16 protein-coding genes and 6 tRNA genes are annotated in these 20451 nt (G+C 26.0%); 16 read left to right on the top strand and 6 right to left on the bottom strand.

From position 1 onward, the window contains the following. Nucleotides 1-27: 27 nt before the first annotated feature. The 6 genes from rpsG to UPA3_RS02780 all read left to right on the top strand — a co-directional run bounded on the left by rpsG (nucleotide 28) and on the right by UPA3_RS02780 (nucleotide 9586). The gene (gene rpsG / locus UPA3_RS02805; protein WP_004026103.1) at nucleotides 28-495 is read left to right on the top strand and encodes a 30S ribosomal protein S7; all 468 of its coding nucleotides are present in this window, start codon (nucleotides 28-30) and stop codon (nucleotides 493-495) included. A gap of 26 nt (nucleotides 496-521) precedes the next feature. After that, entirely contained in the window at nucleotides 522-2588 is a 2067-nt protein-coding gene (fusA, locus tag UPA3_RS02800; protein WP_006688607.1) for an elongation factor G, read from the top strand. A gap of 136 nt (nucleotides 2589-2724) precedes the next feature. Next, a complete protein-coding gene (gene tuf / locus UPA3_RS02795; protein WP_006688507.1) occupies nucleotides 2725-3909 on the top strand; it encodes an elongation factor Tu in 1185 nt (394 codons plus the stop codon). Between the two features lie 94 nt (nucleotides 3910-4003). After that, complete coding sequence (gene pepF / locus UPA3_RS02790; protein WP_006688433.1) at nucleotides 4004-5839, top strand: oligoendopeptidase F; 1836 nt, start codon at nucleotides 4004-4006, stop codon at nucleotides 5837-5839. Between the two features lie 62 nt (nucleotides 5840-5901). Next, nucleotides 5902-7704: an MATE family efflux transporter gene (locus UPA3_RS02785; RefSeq protein WP_006688750.1), complete on the top strand. Its 1803-nt coding sequence runs from the start codon at nucleotides 5902-5904 to the stop codon at nucleotides 7702-7704. An 88-nt stretch (nucleotides 7705-7792) separates the two neighbouring features. Beyond that, nucleotides 7793-9586, top strand: a complete 1794-nt coding sequence (locus UPA3_RS02780; protein ID WP_006689100.1) for a hypothetical protein — start codon at nucleotides 7793-7795, stop codon at nucleotides 9584-9586. Nucleotides 9587-9699: 113 nt separating this feature from the next. Here UPA3_RS02780 and UPA3_RS02775 read toward each other — a convergent pair whose 3' ends face one another. The 4 genes from UPA3_RS02775 to UPA3_RS02760 all read right to left on the bottom strand — a co-directional run bounded on the left by UPA3_RS02775 (nucleotide 9700) and on the right by UPA3_RS02760 (nucleotide 13722). After that, the gene (locus UPA3_RS02775) at nucleotides 9700-9918 is read right to left on the bottom strand and encodes a DUF2188 domain-containing protein (RefSeq protein WP_006689081.1); all 219 of its coding nucleotides are present in this window, start codon (nucleotides 9916-9918) and stop codon (nucleotides 9700-9702) included. 71 nt (nucleotides 9919-9989) lie between these two features. Next, complete coding sequence (locus UPA3_RS02770; protein WP_006688615.1) at nucleotides 9990-11600, bottom strand: DUF31 family putative serine protease; 1611 nt, start codon at nucleotides 11598-11600, stop codon at nucleotides 9990-9992. A 39-nt stretch (nucleotides 11601-11639) separates the two neighbouring features. After that, nucleotides 11640-12665, bottom strand: coding sequence for an iron ABC transporter permease (locus UPA3_RS02765; RefSeq protein WP_006688668.1), 1026 nt, complete (start codon nucleotides 12663-12665; stop codon nucleotides 11640-11642). A 1-nt stretch (nucleotide 12666) separates the two neighbouring features. Then, the gene (locus UPA3_RS02760) at nucleotides 12667-13722 is read right to left on the bottom strand and encodes an iron ABC transporter permease (protein WP_006689097.1); all 1056 of its coding nucleotides are present in this window, start codon (nucleotides 13720-13722) and stop codon (nucleotides 12667-12669) included. Between the two features lie 193 nt (nucleotides 13723-13915). Here UPA3_RS02760 and UPA3_RS02755 point away from each other — a divergent pair. From UPA3_RS02755 to UPA3_RS02710, 10 genes are all read left to right on the top strand, one after another. Next, a tRNA-Asn gene (locus UPA3_RS02755) sits at nucleotides 13916-13990 on the top strand. A gap of 1 nt (nucleotide 13991) precedes the next feature. Then, nucleotides 13992-14068 (top strand) — tRNA-Glu (locus tag UPA3_RS02750). Between the two features lie 46 nt (nucleotides 14069-14114). After that, nucleotides 14115-14190, top strand: a tRNA-Val gene (locus UPA3_RS02745). Between the two features lies 1 nt (nucleotide 14191). Beyond that, nucleotides 14192-14267, top strand: a tRNA-Thr gene (locus UPA3_RS02740). Nucleotides 14268-14338: 71 nt separating this feature from the next. Further along, nucleotides 14339-14414: transfer RNA gene (locus UPA3_RS02735), tRNA-Lys, on the top strand. Nucleotides 14415-14418: 4 nt separating this feature from the next. Further along, nucleotides 14419-14502: transfer RNA gene (locus tag UPA3_RS02730), tRNA-Leu, on the top strand. A gap of 147 nt (nucleotides 14503-14649) precedes the next feature. Then, nucleotides 14650-15525: a translation elongation factor Ts gene (gene tsf / locus UPA3_RS02725; protein ID WP_006688642.1), complete on the top strand. Its 876-nt coding sequence runs from the start codon at nucleotides 14650-14652 to the stop codon at nucleotides 15523-15525. Nucleotides 15526-15608: 83 nt separating this feature from the next. Then, a complete protein-coding gene (gene pyrH / locus UPA3_RS02720; protein ID WP_006688575.1) occupies nucleotides 15609-16316 on the top strand; it encodes a UMP kinase in 708 nt (235 codons plus the stop codon). 17 nt (nucleotides 16317-16333) lie between these two features. Further along, nucleotides 16334-16885 carry a ribosome recycling factor gene (gene frr / locus UPA3_RS02715; protein ID WP_006688460.1) on the top strand — a complete coding sequence of 184 codons (552 nt, stop codon included), beginning with the start codon at nucleotides 16334-16336 and terminating at the stop codon, nucleotides 16883-16885. Nucleotides 16886-16895: 10 nt separating this feature from the next. Continuing rightward, the gene (locus UPA3_RS02710) at nucleotides 16896-18032 is read left to right on the top strand and encodes a phosphatidate cytidylyltransferase (protein WP_006688680.1); all 1137 of its coding nucleotides are present in this window, start codon (nucleotides 16896-16898) and stop codon (nucleotides 18030-18032) included. Here UPA3_RS02710 and UPA3_RS02705 read toward each other — a convergent pair. Together UPA3_RS02705 and UPA3_RS02700 are read right to left on the bottom strand one after the other, a co-directional pair. Next, nucleotides 18021-18383, bottom strand: a complete 363-nt coding sequence (locus tag UPA3_RS02705) for a hypothetical protein (protein WP_042467191.1) — start codon at nucleotides 18381-18383, stop codon at nucleotides 18021-18023. The two genes, UPA3_RS02710 and UPA3_RS02705, sit on opposite strands and share 12 nt — an antisense overlap. Beyond that, nucleotides 18361-20337, bottom strand: a complete 1977-nt coding sequence (locus UPA3_RS02700) for a cysteine peptidase family C39 domain-containing protein (RefSeq protein WP_006689049.1) — start codon at nucleotides 20335-20337, stop codon at nucleotides 18361-18363. Before UPA3_RS02700 ends, UPA3_RS02705 begins: the two co-directional genes overlap by 23 nt. Nucleotides 20338-20451 lie beyond the last annotated feature (114 nt).

Genomic DNA, 20451 nt, shown 5'->3' with positions numbered 1-20451 from the left:
TTAAATTTAGTTAGGAGATCGAAAAAAATGAGAAAATTAAAACCACAAAAAAGACAAGTTTTAGCTGATCCAGTATATAACTCTCGTCTTGTAACTAAACTAATCAATGCTATTATGTATGATGGTAAAAAAGGATTAGCACAATCTATTATTTATTCAGCCTTTGAGATTGTTGAACAAAAGACTGGCAAACCAGCTTTAGAAGTTTTTAATAAGGCGATTGATAATGTAATGCCAATTATTGAACTTAAAGTAAGACGTGTTGGCGGTTCAAACTTTCAAGTACCAACTGAAGTAACGCCAGAACGTCGTCAGACTTTAGGTTTAAGATGAATTACATTATATGCACGTTTAAGACACGAACATACAATGATTGAGAAATTAGCACATGAAATTATTGATGCTTCAAATAATGTAGGAGCAGCAATTAAGAAAAAAGAAGATACTCATAAAATGGCAGAAGCAAATAAAGCTTTTGCACACCTACGTTGATAAAATTTGTTTTAAGGAATTGTTAATATATGTCTAAAGAATTAAAATTATTTCGTAACTTTGGAATCATGGCACACATTGATGCTGGTAAAACAACAACCTCTGAACGGATTTTATATCATACAGGAAAGAATCATAAAATCGGAGAGACTCACGATGGTGCTGCAACAATGGATTGAATGGCACAAGAAAAAGAACGTGGAATTACCATTACATCAGCAGCAACTTATGCAAAATGAAAAGGTCATAGTTTAAATTTAATTGATACACCGGGACACGTTGATTTTACTGTTGAAGTAGAACGTTCTTTGCGTGTTTTAGATGGAGCTGTCGCTGTTCTAGATGGTCAAAATGGAGTTGAACCACAAACTGAAACAGTCTGAAGACAAGCTACTAAATATAATGTTCCAAGAATCGTTTTTGTTAATAAGATGGATAAAACAGGTGCTGATTTTTATTACTCAATTGAGACAATGAAGAATCGTTTAGGTGTTAAAGCCACAGCTATTCAAATTCCAATTGGTGCTGAAGCCGATTTTGTTGGAAGTATTGATTTAATTGAAATGAAAGCTTATATTTATGATGGAAAAGCTGATGAAGAATATAAAATTGAAGATATTCCAGCTGATTACTTAACAAAAGCACAAGTAATGCGTTCACAAATGATCGATGATGTAGCTGTTTTTGATGATGAAGTGATGGAAAAATACTTATCTGGTGAAGAACTAAGTCATGAAGATATTAAAAAATGTATTCGTAAAGGAGTAATTTCAACTGAATTATACCCAGTATTATGTGGTACAGCTTTTAAAAACAAAGGTGTTAAAAAATTATTAGACGCAGTTGTTGATTTCTTACCTTCACCAATTGATGTTCCACCAATTAAAGGTGTTGATGATCATGGTAATCCAATTGAATATCATAATGATCCAAATGAACCATTTGCTGCCCTTGCCTTCAAAGTCGCAACTGATCCTTTTGTTGGACGTTTAACATATATTCGTGTATATAGTGGTAAACTTGACAAAGGTACTTATATTTACAATGCAACAAAAGATAAAAAAGAAAGAATTTCTCGTCTTGTAAAAATGCATTCAAACAACCGTGATGAGATTGATTCAATTAGTGCTGGTGATATTTGTGCTGTAATTGGATTAAAAGACACTACTACTGGTGATACAATTTGTGATGAAAAAAAACCAGTTATTTTAGAACAAATGGTATTTGCAGAACCTGTTATTTCTTTATCTGTTGAACCAAAAACTAAAGCAGATCAAGAAAAGATGAGTTTAGCTTTATCTAAATTAGCTGAAGAAGATCCAACTTTTAGAACATACACAAATGAAGAAACAGGTCAAACTATTATTGCTGGAATGGGTGAATTACATTTAGATGTTTTGGTTGATCGTATGCGTCGTGAATTTAATGTTCAAGTTAATGTAGGTGCTCCTCAAGTTAGTTATCGTGAGACATTTACTGAAGTTGCTGATGCTGAAGGTAAGTATATTAAGCAATCTGGTGGACGTGGTCAATATGGGCATGTCTGAATTAAATTTGAACCTAATCATGATAAAGGATTTGAATTTGTTGACAACATTGTAGGTGGTAAAGTACCAAAAGAATATATTAAAGAAGTTGAAAACGGCTTGATTGAGGCATTAACATCAGGGCCAATTGCTGGTTATCAAACAATTGACGTTAAAGCAACTATTTTTGATGGTTCATATCATGATGTTGATTCATCTGGTATGGCTTATAAAATTGCTGCATCTCTTGCTTTTAAAGAAGCAGCAAAAGTATGCAAACCAGTTTTATTAGAACCTATTATGTCAGTTGATGTAACTACACCTGATGATTATTTTGGGACGGTAATGGGCGATATTTCAAAACGTCGTGGTGTAATTGAAGGACAAGAACAACGTGGTAATGCACAAGCTATTAAAGCTAAAGTTCCGCTATCAGAAATGTTTGGATATGCAACGGATTTACGTTCAAATACACAAGGACGTGGTCAATATATTATGCAATTCAGTCACTATGCACAAGCACCTAAGTCTGTTACTGAAGAAGTAATGGTAGCACGTGCAAAAAAATAATTATTTTAACAATTAACAATAAAGTATTTAATTAATAATCTAAAAAGTTAAAATGTTATAATTATAAGGTATAATACCTTTTATTATGTATTCAAAAATTATTTAGAAAATAAATTAATTTTTAAGGAGATTTAAAATGGCTAAAGCTAAATTTGAAAGAACAAAACCTCACGTTAACATTGGTACTATAGGCCACGTTGACCATGGTAAAACTACTTTAACAGCTGCAATTAGTACTGTACTTGCCAAAAAAGGACAAGCTATTGCACAATCATATGCTGATGTTGATAAAACACCAGAAGAAAGAGAACGTGGTATTACAATTAACGCTTCTCACGTTGAATATGAAACAAAAACACGTCACTATGCACACGTTGACTGTCCAGGACATGCCGATTATGTAAAAAATATGATTACAGGGGCAGCACAAATGGATGGAGCAATTTTAGTTATTGCTGCATCTGATGGGGTTATGGCTCAAACTAAAGAACATATTTTATTAGCACGTCAAGTTGGTGTTCCAAAAATCGTTGTTTTCTTAAACAAATGTGATTTCATGACAGATCCAGATATGCAAGATCTTGTTGAAATGGAAGTTCGTGAATTATTATCTAAATATGGATTTGATGGCGATAACACACCAGTTATTCGTGGTTCAGGTCTTAAGGCTTTAGAAGGAGATCCAGTTTGAGAAGCAAAAATTGATGAATTAATGGACGCAGTTGATTCATGAATTCCATTACCAGAACGTAGTACTGACAAACCATTCTTATTAGCAATTGAAGATGTATTCACAATTTCAGGACGTGGTACAGTAGTAACTGGACGTGTTGAACGTGGTGTATTAAAAGTTAATGATGAGGTTGAAATTGTTGGTCTAAAAGACACTCAAAAAACTGTTGTTACAGGAATTGAAATGTTTAGAAAATCATTAGATCAAGCTGAAGCTGGTGATAATGCTGGTATTTTATTACGTGGTATTAAAAAAGAAGATGTTGAACGTGGTCAAGTACTTGTAAAACCAGGATCAATTAAACCTCACCGTACTTTTACTGCTAAAGTTTATATTCTTAAAAAAGAAGAAGGTGGACGTCATACACCTATTGTTTCAGGATACCGTCCACAATTCTATTTTAGAACAACAGATGTAACAGGTGCTATTTCATTACCTGCTGGTGTTGATTTGGTTATGCCAGGTGATGACGTTGAAATGACTGTAGAATTAATTGCTCCAGTTGCGATTGAAGATGGATCTAAATTCTCAATCCGTGAAGGTGGTAAAACTGTAGGTCATGGTAGCGTAATTAAAACAAGTAATTAATAATTTTAAAAAAACAAAAAACAAAAAATGACTAAGTCTTTTAGTAAACTTGGTCATTTTTTTCTATAACTCTATAAAAGGAAATTTAGTTTAAATGAATGATATTAATGATAAAAAATATGATTGAGATATAGATTCATTATTAAAAGGCAAGAAACTAGATATTTTGTTCAATGAATTTGTTGAATCAAATAATGAATTAATAAAAGCTTTTGAAAAGTGGATTAATAGTTTAAATGATTTTATTAATTTTCACGAAGTTTCAGAAAAAAATTTATTAATTAGTAATCGAATTAACAATTATGTTTCAAATAAATTGCAAACAAATTTAATCGATAATGAAATGCTTGCTTGGTCTCAAAAAATTGAACATGAACAACATCGTGTAGCTAAAATTTTTATTAATTTTGAAAATTTAGCAATAAAAAATAAAGATTTAATTAATTCATATTTAAAAAATTCTTCATTAATTAAATACCAATTAGAATATGAAGAATTATGACGTTACGAAAAACATATTTTAAATGAACAACAACAAAAAGTTGTTACAGCTATTAGCCGTTTTAGTTCAAGTTTTGGTGATATTTTTGATGTTTTATTAGATTCAGATATGCAGTATCAGGATGGTATAAACTATAAAAAACAAAAAGTTTGTTTTAAAAATCAAACTGATCTTTATGTTGCATCTAAATCAAATGATCGTGCTTTACGAAAATCAGCTTATGAATCTCATTTTAAAGCGATATATGATTTACGTAATACTTTTAGTAAATTATTATATTATGAATATGTTAAACAAAACGAGTTAGCAAAATTACATAATTTTAAGGATTATATTTCTGCGGATGCTTTTAGTGATAAGGTTGATAAAAATTTTATAAATCATATTTATACACAAACAAAAAAATTTGCTAAAGGAATTAATAGATATACAAAATATCGAACATTATTTCTAAAACAACAATATCAATTAACTAAAGTTGAACCATGAGATAAAAATTTAGATATAATTGATAAAAAAAACATGTTTAGTATTGAATCTGCTAAAAACTTAACTTTAGAAGCTTTGGCATTATTAGGTAGTGAATATATAAATGTTGTACAAAGAGCGTTCAATGAGCAATGAATATCATGAATGCCAAATAATAATAAAATTTCTGGAGCATATTCTATAAGTAACACTAAAGGCTTAGATAAAATTTTTATTTTAATGAATTATGATGAAACTTATAATTCTATTTTAACATTAGTTCATGAATTAGGGCATTCTGTACACACTTATTTTGCTAATCAATCACAAGAAGTATATAATGAATATGAAACCTTTTATGCAGAAATTGCTTCCATTACTAATGAGATCTTAATGAATTACCATTTATTAAAGAAATACGAAAATGATGATTTAATGCGTCTTTATATTTTAGATGAAATGATTAGTGGTTTTATTGCTACAACTACACGCCAAGCGATTTTTTCAAATTTTGAGTGAGTTGCCAATGAATGAATTAATCAAGGTGAAGAATTTAGCTGAAATAAAATAGTTTTAGCTTATCTAGAAATAAATCATGATTATACAGGATATAAATATAATAAAAACAAAATCAGTAAATATGATGAAGCAAACGCTTTAATTTTAATTAACATTCCACATTTTTATACTGGTAATTTTTATGTATATAAATATGTTATTGGACAAATTTGTGGATTAATTAATGCGATAAGAATTTTCAATAATAAAGCAAACGCTAAAGAAAAATATTTCTGTTTTTTTAAATCTGGAGGGAGTTTGTCTCCTCTTGAAACAATTAATATTTTAGATATAAAAATTAATGAGAACGATGTTTGAGAAGAAGTTAATATAATTTTTAATAGTTGAATCGATGATTATATAAAAATAATTAAAAAATTTTTAATAAATAAAAAAATATAATTTTTAGTATATTTTATGATATAATCTATATGGTGTTTTTATATAAAAGGGGGAGATTTAATTTGGAAGAACAGAAACAAATGAAAGTTATTAAAAAATCCGATTCTTATTTTAAAAAAAATCTTACCGTTTTTAGAACACTTTTAGAACTTTTAAAAGAAAGCTCGCCATTTATCGCTGCAAGTGTTTTTACAGGACTATCATTAATTTTAATTGTTGTAATTGTTGCTCATCATAAAGATATTGGTGCTTATGCAGCAACTAGTATTAGTTATTTAACTATCTTTCAGTTAAGTTTTTTACAATTAGGAACAACCTTTGGCATTGTTTTTGCGATTTGGTCAAAAAGATCATTTAAAGATGGTAAGTATAAGTTTGAACCTACAAATGATACAGTAAATGCTGCTAGTTTTTATTCATTTATCTTTGGTTTAGTAGTTTTATTAATTTATTTTACAACCTCTTACATTTATAATCATTTTGCAAATGATCACCAAAATACAGTGATTAATCAAAGTGTAGGTAGTGCATATATTGTTTCAGGATTAGCAGTTGTTGGTTTAGCACCTTTGCGAAACTATTTATTGATGTTAATAAGATCAACCAAGTCCATTAATGTTTTATTAGCAATTGTTTTAGATTTTTGTACATGAACAACCGCATTAATTGCAGCTTTTTTATTAGGTAGTTATAGTGTTTTAAATTATTGGGGCTATGGCCTTGGTATGTCAATTGGTTTTGTTTTTTGAACTATTATTATTGGTATGACTACAATTGAAAAAGCCCAAATTGTTTTACGTCCATTATATATTTCAAAAAGATTATTTGTTTTAAGTATTAAATTATTATGAATTCAAACGATTTTATCATCATTAAAATCAGTTGGTAAAATGTTTATTTTGTTAATTACATTTGTGGTAATTAACTCACGTGTAGTTGGTTCATCATTATTAGATTTTCAATCAACGAGAATTCTAATGTACCAATCAATGATTTTCATACAAATGTTAAATTTAGGATTGTCAGATTTTTTATTTTATTTATATCAAAAACAAGAAGTCAGAGACTGTCGTTATCATTCAAGACAATTATTTTTTTGAGTTTTTATATTAGGTATTTTATTTGCTTTAATTACTTCAGTTATTTTTGGTTTTTCTGTAAAACAATTAGTCCAATTGTATACAAGTGAACAAAGTCCATCTTATATATTTTTAGAAAAGCAAGTTCCCGAACATTTCTATCAATCTTTAAGAAAAATTTTAATTAATGATGAAAAATTATTAGATATTATTACTAGTCATGTGAATATTGGTCGCCAAGAAGTTGTTAATGCTTTATCATCAAATGATAAAAATATTTGATTACCAATGGCGCAAAAAGTGATTGATCCAATATGAAAACTAGGTGATAAATTTGAAACGATATATCAAATGAAAAATCCTTTTACACATCGATTTGTTGATATTTCAGCTTCAAATATTTATAGTTATTTAATTAAAAATAATGCTTATATTTTATTATCATTCTTTTGTACATTCTTTTCTTTTTCTTCTATTTTAAGTCGTTATGTAGGATTAATTGCCCGACGACAACGTCCTCCATATGTAATGATTGTTATTCAATTAGTTATGGTTGCGTTTACTTCTGGATTTGGGTTAACACACCAATCAGATCCACATTTCATTGGTTTAATGGCTTGATCATTTCCTTTATTTATATCAAGTATTTTTATTTTAGGATATAGCACTTATAAAATTTTACGTATTTATCGTAAATATTTAAAGAATCATAAGTACAATGATGAAAAATTATCAATTATGCCTAAAAAACAATTAGAACAACAAATTAAGGTTCGTCAAAATTAATATTATTTAATATCCACATATTAAATAATATTTTTATATTAATGGTATAATTTTTAAATGTATTACTTATTTTGAAAAGGAGAAAATTATGACATCATCGATTGAAAAAACGCCCCTTGTAATTAAACGTCATGTTTTTAAAAAACATTATGGCATTTTTACAACATTATGAGAAGTCATAAAAGATAGCTCATCGTTTATAGCTTCAAGTTTGTTCTCATCGTTAGCTTTATTATTAATTACAATAATAATAGCGTTACATAATTTTAGTGGTGCATTTGCTGCGACAAGTGTTAGCTATATTGTTGTTTTCCAATTTAGTTTTATACAATTAGGTGGAAATATAGGTGTAGTTTTAGCCTTATGAGCTAAAAAACTATATGATGGAAGTAAACACAAGTTTGTTCCATCACATTCAACAACTAACTTAGCAAGTTTTTATGCATTTTCATTCGGTTTAATAATGTTGGGTGTTTATTTGGCGACATCTTATACTTATAATCTTTATGCAAACATTCATGAAAATACCTTGTTTGCTCAACTATTTGGTGAACAATACATATGATCAAGTTTGGGGATTATCGTTTTAGCACCAGTTCATAATTATTTTTTAATTTCTATTTGAACAAATGATCGTCGTAAAATTCTATTAACTATTATTTTAGATTTTGCCACATGAACAATTTGTTTAGTGACAAGTTTTTTATTAGGTAAATATAGTATTTTAGCTTATAGTGGGTATGGTTTAGGATTGTCAATTGGTTATATTATTTCAACAATTGCCATTAGTATTATTAAATTTAGTAAAGATTGAAGGATATCTAAATTAGGTTTATCATTAAATTTATTAAAAATTAGCATTAAACAAATTTGAAATCAAACTTTAATTTCGATTTTTAGTTCAATTATAAAAATGTTTGTTCTATTAGCTTTATATCATTTAATTAATCAAAAAATGACAAATTCTGTTCCTTTAAATCTACAAACTGGTCGAATTTTATGATATCATGCGATGTTGTTTATTCAAGGGATTGGATTAGGTTTTACTGATTACCTATTTTATATTTTTCAAAAACAAACTATTCGTGATCGTCGTTACCATTCGCGCCAATTATTTATTTGTGTTTTTGGTTTATTGTTTGTTTATTTAATGATTGCAGCAATTATTTTTGGTTTTTCAATCAAACCTCTATCAGTCGTTTATGCTAAAGAACAAAATGAAGCATATATTAATTTAGATGCAGAAATACCAGATCATTTTTATATGTCAATTCGTCAAGGAATTTTAAATAATCCTCGATTAGTATACTTTTTAGGGGCACAAGCCCATATTGATCCAAGATTGATTTTAGCACACTTAACAAACCATAATCCTGAGGTATGAAAAGTTGTTATTAAACAATTAATAACTCCAATTTGAGCAGCAGGGCCTAACTTTAAATATTTATATGGTATTGATAATCCAATTACCACATCTTTTGTGCAAATTTCAGCAGAGGTAGTTAAAAAATTATTAATTGGTGATAATACATATATTCATTTAACAATATTTGCAATTTTTTACTCATTGTCATTAACATTAATGCGTTATCGTGATCTAATTGCTAAAAAGCAACAATCACCTTTTCCAACATTATTATTGCAAGTTTTAGTAATTGCTTTTGTTGTTGGTTTTGGTGTTGATTACCAAAGTAGTGTTAAGTTTGCTGGATTATTGGCGTGATCAATGCCATTATCAATATCTAGTGCTGTAATTTTAATTATTTCTTTATTAATGTTTACGATTGTCTACTACAAGTATTTAAATAAAAACGATTATAAAGATAATCAAATTACTAATCAATATTCATTTAAATGAATCCGCCATATTTTATGAAAATAGAATTTAGCAATTATTAACCTTTAATTCGAAAAATAAAAACATTAAGAAATACATTTATTAGGGTGTACTTCTTAATGTTTTTAATCAATTAATTTATCTTTAATTTATCTTGTTTATTTATCACGATAATTTCGAACGTCTTGGAATTTACCATCTTTTGTTTGAATATAAACAACAGCATTTTGATTACGTCCTAATGTTTTGATATATTCTAAAGCTTCTTTTTTAGTGCTAAATAATTTTGTTGCACGTTCGCCACCTTTTTTAAAGATCTTTCAACCCTTATCTTCATTAGGTGATAAATAGTAAACTACTTTATCTTCAGATGCCATAAATAATTATTCCTTTTAACTAAATTTTCATATTTATATTTTATAAAATAGAAACAATGAAATAAACAAAATTATAATAATTGGTCAATTCAATTATTATTTTCATTTGGTTTAGAGATTTCTTTAAAAAAAGTAAAGCTTGTATTGAAATTAACAATATGATTAACATTAAAATTTAACGGTCTTTTTGTTATAAATGTGATTCTTAAATCAATATTTTTGTTACGATTTCATTCAACTTTTACATCAATTATATCTTTTAATTTTAAATTTTCATGTGTATATTTCTCATTAAATGATGGTGAATTAATATCCTTAAAAATAAAATTGTATAAGGTATTAATTAAATCTTGTTTATTTTTAGAATATCCATCAACTGTTTTTAGTGATAAAATATTTTTATCACCATACTGATTATCATCACTTAGAAATTGTTTTTCAAGACTTTGAACAAATTTATCATATATTTCTTTATTTTCTTTTGATAATGCTGAATAACGTAAATTAGTATTAAAATTAGTGTCTAAATATGTAGTTTCATTTGCAGTATATGCTAAATAATATGCTAATAAATCTTGAGATAATCCATTATCTTTATGAACGAATAAAGGGCTAAAATTACCATAAAAAGTTGTTTTTAGACCCTCTTGAATTTTAAATCCACCTCAATAAATTCCAACATAGTTATTATTGTCATCAATTATTGGACTTCCTGATGCTCCTGAATGTAAATCAAAATTTTTTGTTGCATAGTCATAAGCTTCATATTTAGTAGGATTATTTTTACCTATTGTGTTACGGTTACTAACTGTCATATATTCTTCATTATAACTAAAATTTATTGGATTATCCTTCCGATAATTTGATGTTGAAAATGAATTAAATAATTCATCTGGTTGGTTTGAATACTGGTTTCAACGACTATATTTTTCATCATGTGGATATCCTGCGGCATAAAACCTTTGATGATTGCTAATAGTATTACCAAAACCAATACCTACTTCTTTATCAAAATTTCTCAAAGCATCAATATTATTTTTTTGTAAGATATCTGGTGTGATTTTGATAATAGCTAAATCAACAGCAGTTGTTAAATTATTTAAAGAAGCTAAAGCGGCTGGGTTTTTAATACCATAATTTTTTAGTTGGTTTTTTAATCCAACAGGCAAAATTGAAAAAGTGCCTACTGGATTATAATTTACATAGTATTGTGGATTATAAGTTTTTTTAGCGGATTTAAATGATAAATTTTCATTAAAAAAAGCTCTTGTATCTTGGGATTGGGATTCTAAATCGTATTGACCAAGCGTTAAAGAAGCATTTTGTTTTGCTGCTGAAATCAAATTAATAACATGAATGTTAGTTGCCAAGTAATAAGTTCTAATGTTTTTTGTAAATGGATCTTCTTGAAAATCAAAAATTCATCCTGTTCCAAAAATATTAATAGCTTGATTTTTATCTAAAGGTATTGTGAATTTTAAAGCAATAGATCTTTTATTTAAATAAGCAGTACTTACATTGTAATCAAGATTAGATTTTAGTTTACCATGAGTAAATTCATTTTGTTTCTCATTATTACTTTTGAACAAATCAATTAGAGAACAACTTGTTGTTATTACAGGTATACTAATTCCTGTAATAAGAATCAACCCTGAAGTTCGAACTAGTTTTCATTTTTTCATATATCGTCCTTTAATTGTTTTTATATTTTGTATATTTTACTATAAATCTGATTTATTTTTTTTAACAATAATATAAATAAAGTAAGGAGAAATAATTAAGGGAATGGCTAAATTTAGTCATTGACTATCAAAATTTAAAATTTTAATAAATAATAAAAAAGACAACATATATATTAATGACCCACAACATCCTGAACTAATAGCAGCGGATTTAAATCGGTTGTTACTAATAACAGAACCCATGTTTCCAGCCATTAATCCTATAAATATCAAATTTCCATTCAAACTATATGATGCTCCTACCATTAAACAAATTGCAACTAAAAGAAGTCCAGAAGTTAATTTGACGTTGATTCCTAATTGATTAGCTAAGTCTTGATTAGATGAAACTATTTGAATTTTTTTAAAATTAAATAAAACTATTAATAACCCTATGATAATTAAAACTAAAGCGATAAAAAAAGACTCTTGTTGTGGTTCAATACTACCATATGTGTATCTTGAAACGTAAGCATTAGCTAATTTAGGTAAATTTTTAGCAATACTTGCTCCTAATGCAACGCTTAAAAAATTAACAATAACTCCTGAAATCAGCATTTTTTTATAATTAAAACTACTTTGTTCTTTGCATGTAAAATAATAGAGCATACATAAAATAATTGGTGCTATAAAAAATATTATTGGTTCAGTATGCTCTAATGTTGATAATTTATCAGCACTAAAATTATTAAAATCAACCTGAAATGCAATAATAATTACTCCTAAAATATTAACACTACTAATTCCCATAATTGATGTATCACTGAAGCGGTTTTTTGTTAATTTTTGAATTAAATATGCACAAAATCCTAAAATAAAACCTGATAAAAAAATTTGCATAATTATATAAGCCAAGGCAATATTGTCTTGTTTAAAATTAAAATCATAAGTTCAAGCTAATGTAATAATAAATACAACAATACTTATAATTACTGTTATCATTGTTTTTAAATATGCGATTTTATTTTGATATTTTAAAGGGTTTTTAAAAGAATGAGTTTTATTTCAAGTGTTTAAATTAATCATTTTATTTAATAAATCCTTTTCTCTTACTTAGAATGTAAGCAAATACTGGTATAGCAAAAACACAAATAATCATTTCACGGGCACTAGGAATATATTCATTAATGTAACTTGAAAATGATAAGATTCCACTACCAAAAAGTCCTGCTAGTATCATTAGTAATAAAACGTGTGTTTTTTTAAAAATTGTTTGAATAATAATTCCAACAATTACTCCTAATAAAGCAATTATTCCCAATAATATAGATGATGATATAGTAATAGTTACCACACAAATAGCCACTAACCAATAAATTAGATTGACTTTAATCCCCAATGATTTAGCAAGTATATAATCTTTTCTAATAATATTTAAATAAGGAGATAAAAATAATAAAATAATAGTAGAAATAATCATTAGAACACTTGAAACAATCATACGATAATTGTTTATTAATGTATTGTTGATAGTAATAAAACGCCATCATCCCACAATTTTTAAATTGTCATGTGTTGCAATTAAAACAATATTAATTCCCGTCACTAATGCTCCAATCCCAAAAGCAACTAAAATAGGTTTAAAACTATTTTCTAAAAAATTATTTCTCACTAATATAAAATTAACACCTATTATAATAAATGAAAAAATTAAACCTAAACAGTAAATTAAAATTGTTGAAAAAATACCACTTGAAGTAATAATAAATGAAATGGTTGATGCTAATATTGCCATTGGTGTAAAACCAAGTGTTGACGGTCCAGCTAAAATATTTTTAGAAGTAATTTGGATAGAAATTGAACCAATTCCTAAACTAAATCCTGTAATTATATTAGCAACAGGAACAAAAATATAAGTTGAATTTGAAAGAGAACTATTTTCAAACATTCTTTTAATGACGTTCAAATGATTACCTGTAAAAAATAAATCAATTAAGAAAAATAATGAACAAAAGATTATTAGAAAAACAATAAATATGATTTGTATGCCTTTTAATCTATTTCTTTTTTTGTTAAAAGATTTTAAATTATGCATTTTTTTAAAATATAGAAACGAAGATTTAGCATTTTTTATTTTATTCATAATTTCATCTCCTATTTACGCTTATTAAAAATATTTTTTATAGTCTTTGAGATTATAAAATTTATAACATATATAATATATAGGAAGGATTTTTATGTATCTAAAAATTAAAAATTAAAAATTTTAAAAAAAGATTGACATTTTTTAAAAAAATAACTATAATTTTATAGTGTTTTTAAAATTATTATTAAATGGCTACATAGCTCAGCGGTAGAGCAACCGGCTGTTAACCGGTTGGTCGTAGGTTCGATCCCTACTGTAGCCGCCATGGCCTGTTGGTGAAGTGACTGAACACACACGCCTTTCACGCGTGCATTCACGGGTTTGAATCCCGTACAGGTCACCATTTATAAAAACACGAAGTAATACTTAAAAATTTAAGTATTATTTGTGGAGTGCTAGCTCAGTTGGGAGAGCATTTGCCTTACAAGCAAAGGGTCAGGGGTTCGAGTCCCTTGCACTCCACCATGCCGACTTAGCTCAATAGGTAGAGCAACTGACTTGTAATCAGTAGGTTGTGGGTTCAATTCCTATAGTCGGCACCATTATATACTCAACCTGCTTATTAGTGGGATTTAGCTAAACCCCTATCTACTTTGGGTAGGTAGGGGTTTATGCTCTGTTAGCTCAGTAGGTAGAGCAACTGACTCTTAATCAGTGGGTCGCGGGTTCGAAACCCTCACAGAGCACCATTAAGCGCTTGTGGCGGAATGGCAGACGCGCTAGACTTAGGATCTAGTACTTTGCGGTGTAAGAGTTCAAGTCTCTTCAAGCGCACCATTAAATTATCTAAAAAAAACACTTTTGAAAGTGTTTTTTTTAATGTATTTTTATTCATTTAATCAATATATATTATGAAAACAATAATAAATTATATATAATATATAAGATATGCTAAAAACATGTATTTAATAAAGGTGAATATAAATGACAAAAGCTGAATTAGTTAAAGAATTAAGAATAAGAACACAAGCTAGTATGAGTGAATGTATTAAAGCTTTAGATGCGTCAGAAAATGATATTGAAAAAGCAATAGTATGATTACGAGAAAATGGTGCTATTAAGGCTGCTAATAAACTAAAAAATGCAGCGACAGATGGTGTTGTATTGGCCAAAAAAATAAATAATAAAGCAATTCTTATTGAGGTTAATTGTCAAACTGACTTTGTTGCTAAGAATGAAAATTTTTTAGCTTATGCTAATCAAATTTTAGAAGAAGCATTAGCTAAGGTTGAAAATAAAGAAGATTTTGATAAATTAATTATAAATGGAAAACCAATTGCTGAATCAGGATTAGATTTAACAGCATATATTGGTGAAAAAATCGTTTTTAGACGTGGAGAAATTTTAAAAGCTAATGATGACCAAACTTTAGGTGTTTATACTCACAATAACAACAGAGTTGCTGCTATTATTTTAGTTGATGGAAAAGTTGAAGATGAAGTTGTTCGAAATGTAGCAATGCATGCTGCAGCAATGCGTCCACGTTATTTAAATGAAAAAGTTGTTGATAAGTTATGATTAGCGAAAGAACGTGAAATTATTGTTAATCAATTAGAACATGAAGGTAAACCAGCAGCTTTTGCTGCAAAAATTATTGACGGGCGTTTAAATAAAATTTTAAAAGAAAATTGTTTAGTAGATCAATCATATTTTAAACAACCAGAATTAACAATTGAAAAATATTTAAAGAATAATAACGCTGTTGCAGTAGGTTATTTCTCATATGAAGTAGGCGAAGGAATTGAAAAAGCTCCTCAAATGAGTTTTGCTGATGAAGTAGCAGCACAAATGAAAAAATAATTTTTAAATGTAAAAATAGAAGGAAACAAAGTTTCTTTCTATTTTTATAGTGTAGTCAATAAGGAATATGAAAGGAAATTCATATGCGAAAACAACGAATTGTAATTAAAATTTCTGGAGCTTGCTTAAAACAAAATGATAGTTCAATAATTGATTTTATAAAGATTAATGATTTAGCAGAACAAATTGAAAAAATTTCTAAGAAATATATTGTATCAATTGTTTTAGGTGGTGGCAATATTTGACGAGGTAGCATTGCCAAAGAGCTAGATATGGATCGTAATTTAGCTGATAATATGGGTATGATGGCAACTATTATAAATGGGTTAGCTTTAGAAAATGCTTTAAATCATTTGAATGTTAACACTATTGTTTTATCTGCAATTAAATGTGATAAATTAGTTCATGAATCATCTGCTAATAATATAAAAAAAGCTATTGAAAAAGAACAAGTAATGATTTTTGTGGCTGGAACAGGATTTCCATATTTTACAACTGATTCGTGTGCAGCAATTAGAGCTGCTGAAACAGAATCTAGTATAATTTTAATGGGCAAAAATGGTGTTGATGGTGTCTATGATAGTGATCCAAAAATTAATCCTAATGCACAATTTTATGAACATATTACATTTAATATGGCCCTTACTCAAAATTTAAAAGTTATGGATGCAACAGCTTTAGCTTTGTGTCAAGAAAATAATATAAATTTATTAGTTTTTAATATTGATAAACCAAATGCAATTGTTGATGTTTTAGAGAAAAAAAATAAATACACAATTGTTTCAAAATAATTTTTTAAGGAGATTTTATGAATTTTAAAATTTATGAAACTAAAATCAGAGAAGAATTTGAATTAGTGTTAAAATGAATGCACAATGAATTTATTAAATTGCGAACAGGAAGAGCTACGCCTGCTATTTTAGATGGTATTTTAGTTAATTATTATGGTTCAATGATGCCAATTAATCAATTAGCAAATATTTCAGTTCCAGAACCACGTGTTTTAGCAATTAAACCTTATGATAGAAGTAGTATTAAAGATATTGCTACTGCAATTAACGCATCAAATTTAGGTGTTAATCCTCAAGTAGATGTTGATATTATTCGTTTAACGTTCGCTGCTCCAACAGAAGAAGTAAGAAAAAATTTAGTTAAAAAAGCAAAACAGGTTGGCGAAGAAGCTAAAATTCGTGTACGTCATATCCGTCAAGAAGCACAAGATTTATTCAAAAAAGATTCAACAACTATTGAAGACGATAAAAAGTTTTTTCAAACAGAATTAGATAATTTAACAAAAGAATTAAATAAGGAAATCGAAACAGTTGTAAGTCATAAAGAAAAAGACATAATGACTGTTTAATTAATTAAAAATGATTAGTGTCAATAAAATCAATGAAAAAACAAAAAACACTTTTTTTAAACGGTTTTATTCATCGATTTTTATTTTTTTATACTTATTAATTTATTTTGTTTTAGCATTATTAGCAGATCGTAATTATAATTGAACACCTTTAATTAATAATTTATATATTCAACAAGGGATTGCAATTGTTTTATTAATATGATTATTACCATTAATATGTATTGGTTCGTATGAAATGAATAAAGTCATTTTTGATAATAATAAGATAACATTAATCATCTTAACAATTGTTTTTAATATTTGCATTTATACTACAACGATTTCTTATTTTATATATCAATATGAGTTTTTAAATATTAAATACCTTTTAACTATAAATTACCATTACGTCATCAAACTATTTGGCGCATGTTTAGGATGCTCGTATTTTGTTACATTAGTTATTTTATTTTTCTTTTTAGCATTTCTAAAAAAAATTAATTTCAAAAATTGTTTATACACAATTTTAATTTTTAGTTTTTTAAGTGGTTTTTTTATAGGATTACTTTATTTTACTTTTATTAGAAGTTGAATTACTTCATTATTGCTAATGATGATTGTTTTTTTAAGTGATACATTTGCATATGTTGGTGGTGTTTTATTTGGTAAAACAAAATTAGCACCAAAAATAAGTCCTAACAAAACAGTTGAAGGATTAATTTTTGGTTTAGTAATTGCAACAATTGTTATTATGTTAATAATTTTTGGTTTGTCATATGTGCCAATTAAACCTAAAAACGGCATAGTGTTAAAATCACAAAATGTTTTATATAATATTTTTGGTTTAGATTTTTCTAGTTCAAATGAAAAAAATCTTACATTGCATAAACAAGCATTATGATGAATTTGCACAATAGTTGCTTTTTTGTTTTTGAGTTTAATAAGCACTAGTGGGGACTTAGTATTTAGTGCGATTAAACGTAATTATCATACCAAAGATTATAGTAATTTAATTCCTGGCCATGGTGGATTATTAGATCGTATAGATTCACATTCATTTGTAATATCAATCATGTTCATTTTTACACTTCTTATTACAGGCAGTTTACAAGATGAAAATTTATTTCCTAACATTCAAAAATTTTTTATTCAATTAATTGTATAATTTGAAATTATTAATTATAGATTCAATTAATGGTTGAGTATTAGTGTATATACTAATATCAATCATTTTTTGATCTGTTTTTAAACTAAGAAAGATTTTTATTAGGCAATAATCATGAGTTTGTTTTAAAAATTTAAATTTAACATAATAAGTTAAATTTTTAATTTTAATTTCTAGTTGTTTTTTGGTTTTAATTTTTTCATAATTGTTTTTAGTGATTATAGATAATTTTGTTTGAATGTTTAATGTCGTTTTAAAATATTTTTTATTTTTAAATCCAAACATTACACCAATTGCTATTAATAAAGATAATAAAAAACCCAAAAGACTAATACTTATCCATTTTTTCATCATTTAAATTAATTATTTGATCAAAATATTTTTTTAAATAATGATCATGTGAAACATAAATGACAAAATTATTTTTTAGAATTATAGGCAATATTGAGTTTAAAATTATTTTTTTATTATCATTATCAACATGTGCTAGTGGTTCATCAAGTAGTAATAATTTATTTTTGTATTTTAAAAGATTTAAAAAAGCAAGGATTTGTTGTTGACCAGTTGATAAGTTAATATTATGTTCAAAATTATTATTTAATGATCAATCGATCTTTGTTATAAAAATAACTATTTTTAAAGCATTAATAATTTCTTCATTTTTATCTATAAACCAATTTATATCAAAATCATTTATTAAAGGATTTGTTGGATGATAGATAATTAATTCTTTAAGTTGATTTAAATTTATATTATTTACATTTAAGTTATTAAAAAATAAATTTTTATTATTAAAGTTTAAAAAATTTTTTAATAATGTTGTTTTTCCAACACCACTTTTTCCTATGATTAAACAAGATTTGCTAAATTCAAATTCCTTTTGGTTTTCGGTAATTTTACATGATGTAATTTTATTAATTTGTATACCATCATGTTCTTCATAATTATCAATATACAAAATTTTTTCAACAATTTGTTTTCCATTTTTAAAATTTAATAATTCATTAAAAAAATTAAAGATACCAAAAAACAAATTATTTAGATTTTGATGTAAAAAAACTATATAAGTGATTACGCTAATAACTTTATAATCATAATTGGTATTAATGATTAGATAAGTTAATAAAATCAATAAACCAATATTATTAATAATTGATAAATAAAAATTTACATTCGATTTAAAAATAGTAATTTTATTTTTAAAAATTATTAATTCATCAAATTGCTTTTTATAACTATTAATATAGTTATTATATTTATCGATATTGTATTCGAGATTAATTAATTTAATAAAATTTTGATATTTAATAAATAATGAGTTTTCAATATTAATTATTTTTAAACTGTGGATTTTAAAATATTTTCAATTAATCAATCCTATTATAAAATTTAACAAACTAAACCCTAAACTTATTAATAATAAAGATCAATTTTGTAAACCTAATAAACAAATAATACAAATTGCAAATAAAGTATTAACTAATAATTTTATACGACTAACTAATAGAAAATGAATTATATTATTCAAATGAATCTGAATCGAGCTTAATTCACCTAAATTTGTTTTATTAAAAAAAATAATTGATTTATTAGCTAAATTATTAACTATTTTATTATTAATATTAGAAAAAATATTATTACTAATTTTATTTATGTATATAGTAATTAGTAAATCTTTGAAAGCATTACTAATATAAAATAAACTAAAAACAATAAATAAGTATGTTAAGTTTTTAATTTGTGTGTCAATTAAAACTAAATCTATTAGTAAGTTTACAATTTTACTTAAAAAAATATTTAAAGGAATATTTAATAACTCTATAAATAATATGATAATTAACGATGAGAGTTTAATATTTTTTAAATAAGATTCTTTAAATATGGGAAGGTCAAAAATTTGATGATTTTTAGAAACACGCACAATTATATTTAAAAATATTTTTTTAAATTCTTCATTATTTAATTCATATATTTTATTTTCTGGATCATAAATACGAAAAAAATTTTTGTTATAATTTTTAACAATAACAAAATGATTCAAACCGTTTTTGTTAATTAAAGCTATAAAATAGTCATTGATTTTTTCATCAATTAACTCCTCAAAACTACATTCAAATGATTGTGCATCTAAATTAAATTCATTTGCTAAGTTTTCAAGTTCTTGCAAACTCAAACCATTTTTTGTTAAATTTGCTTTTTGAAGAATGATGTTTTTATCAATTGTTTTATTATGATAATAATTTGCTAACATGTTAATAACACACACACCACATTCATTATCAGAAGTTTGTTGAACAATTTTCATTATAATCACCTCTTTTAAATAATTAGTTGAAAATAATGTTCTTTTAAAAAATTTATATTTATATCGATAAGATATAATAGAGTATAATTTAAGGATTAAAACACATATTATTTT

It is taken from the genome of Ureaplasma parvum serovar 3 str. ATCC 27815, from assembly GCF_000019345.1.
In the GTDB taxonomy this organism is placed as follows: Bacteria; Bacillota_I; Bacilli_A; order Mycoplasmatales; family Mycoplasmoidaceae; genus Ureaplasma; species Ureaplasma parvum.
Note: the sequence above shows the minus strand (reverse complement) of the source record. Positions and strands in the feature narration are given on the sequence as shown.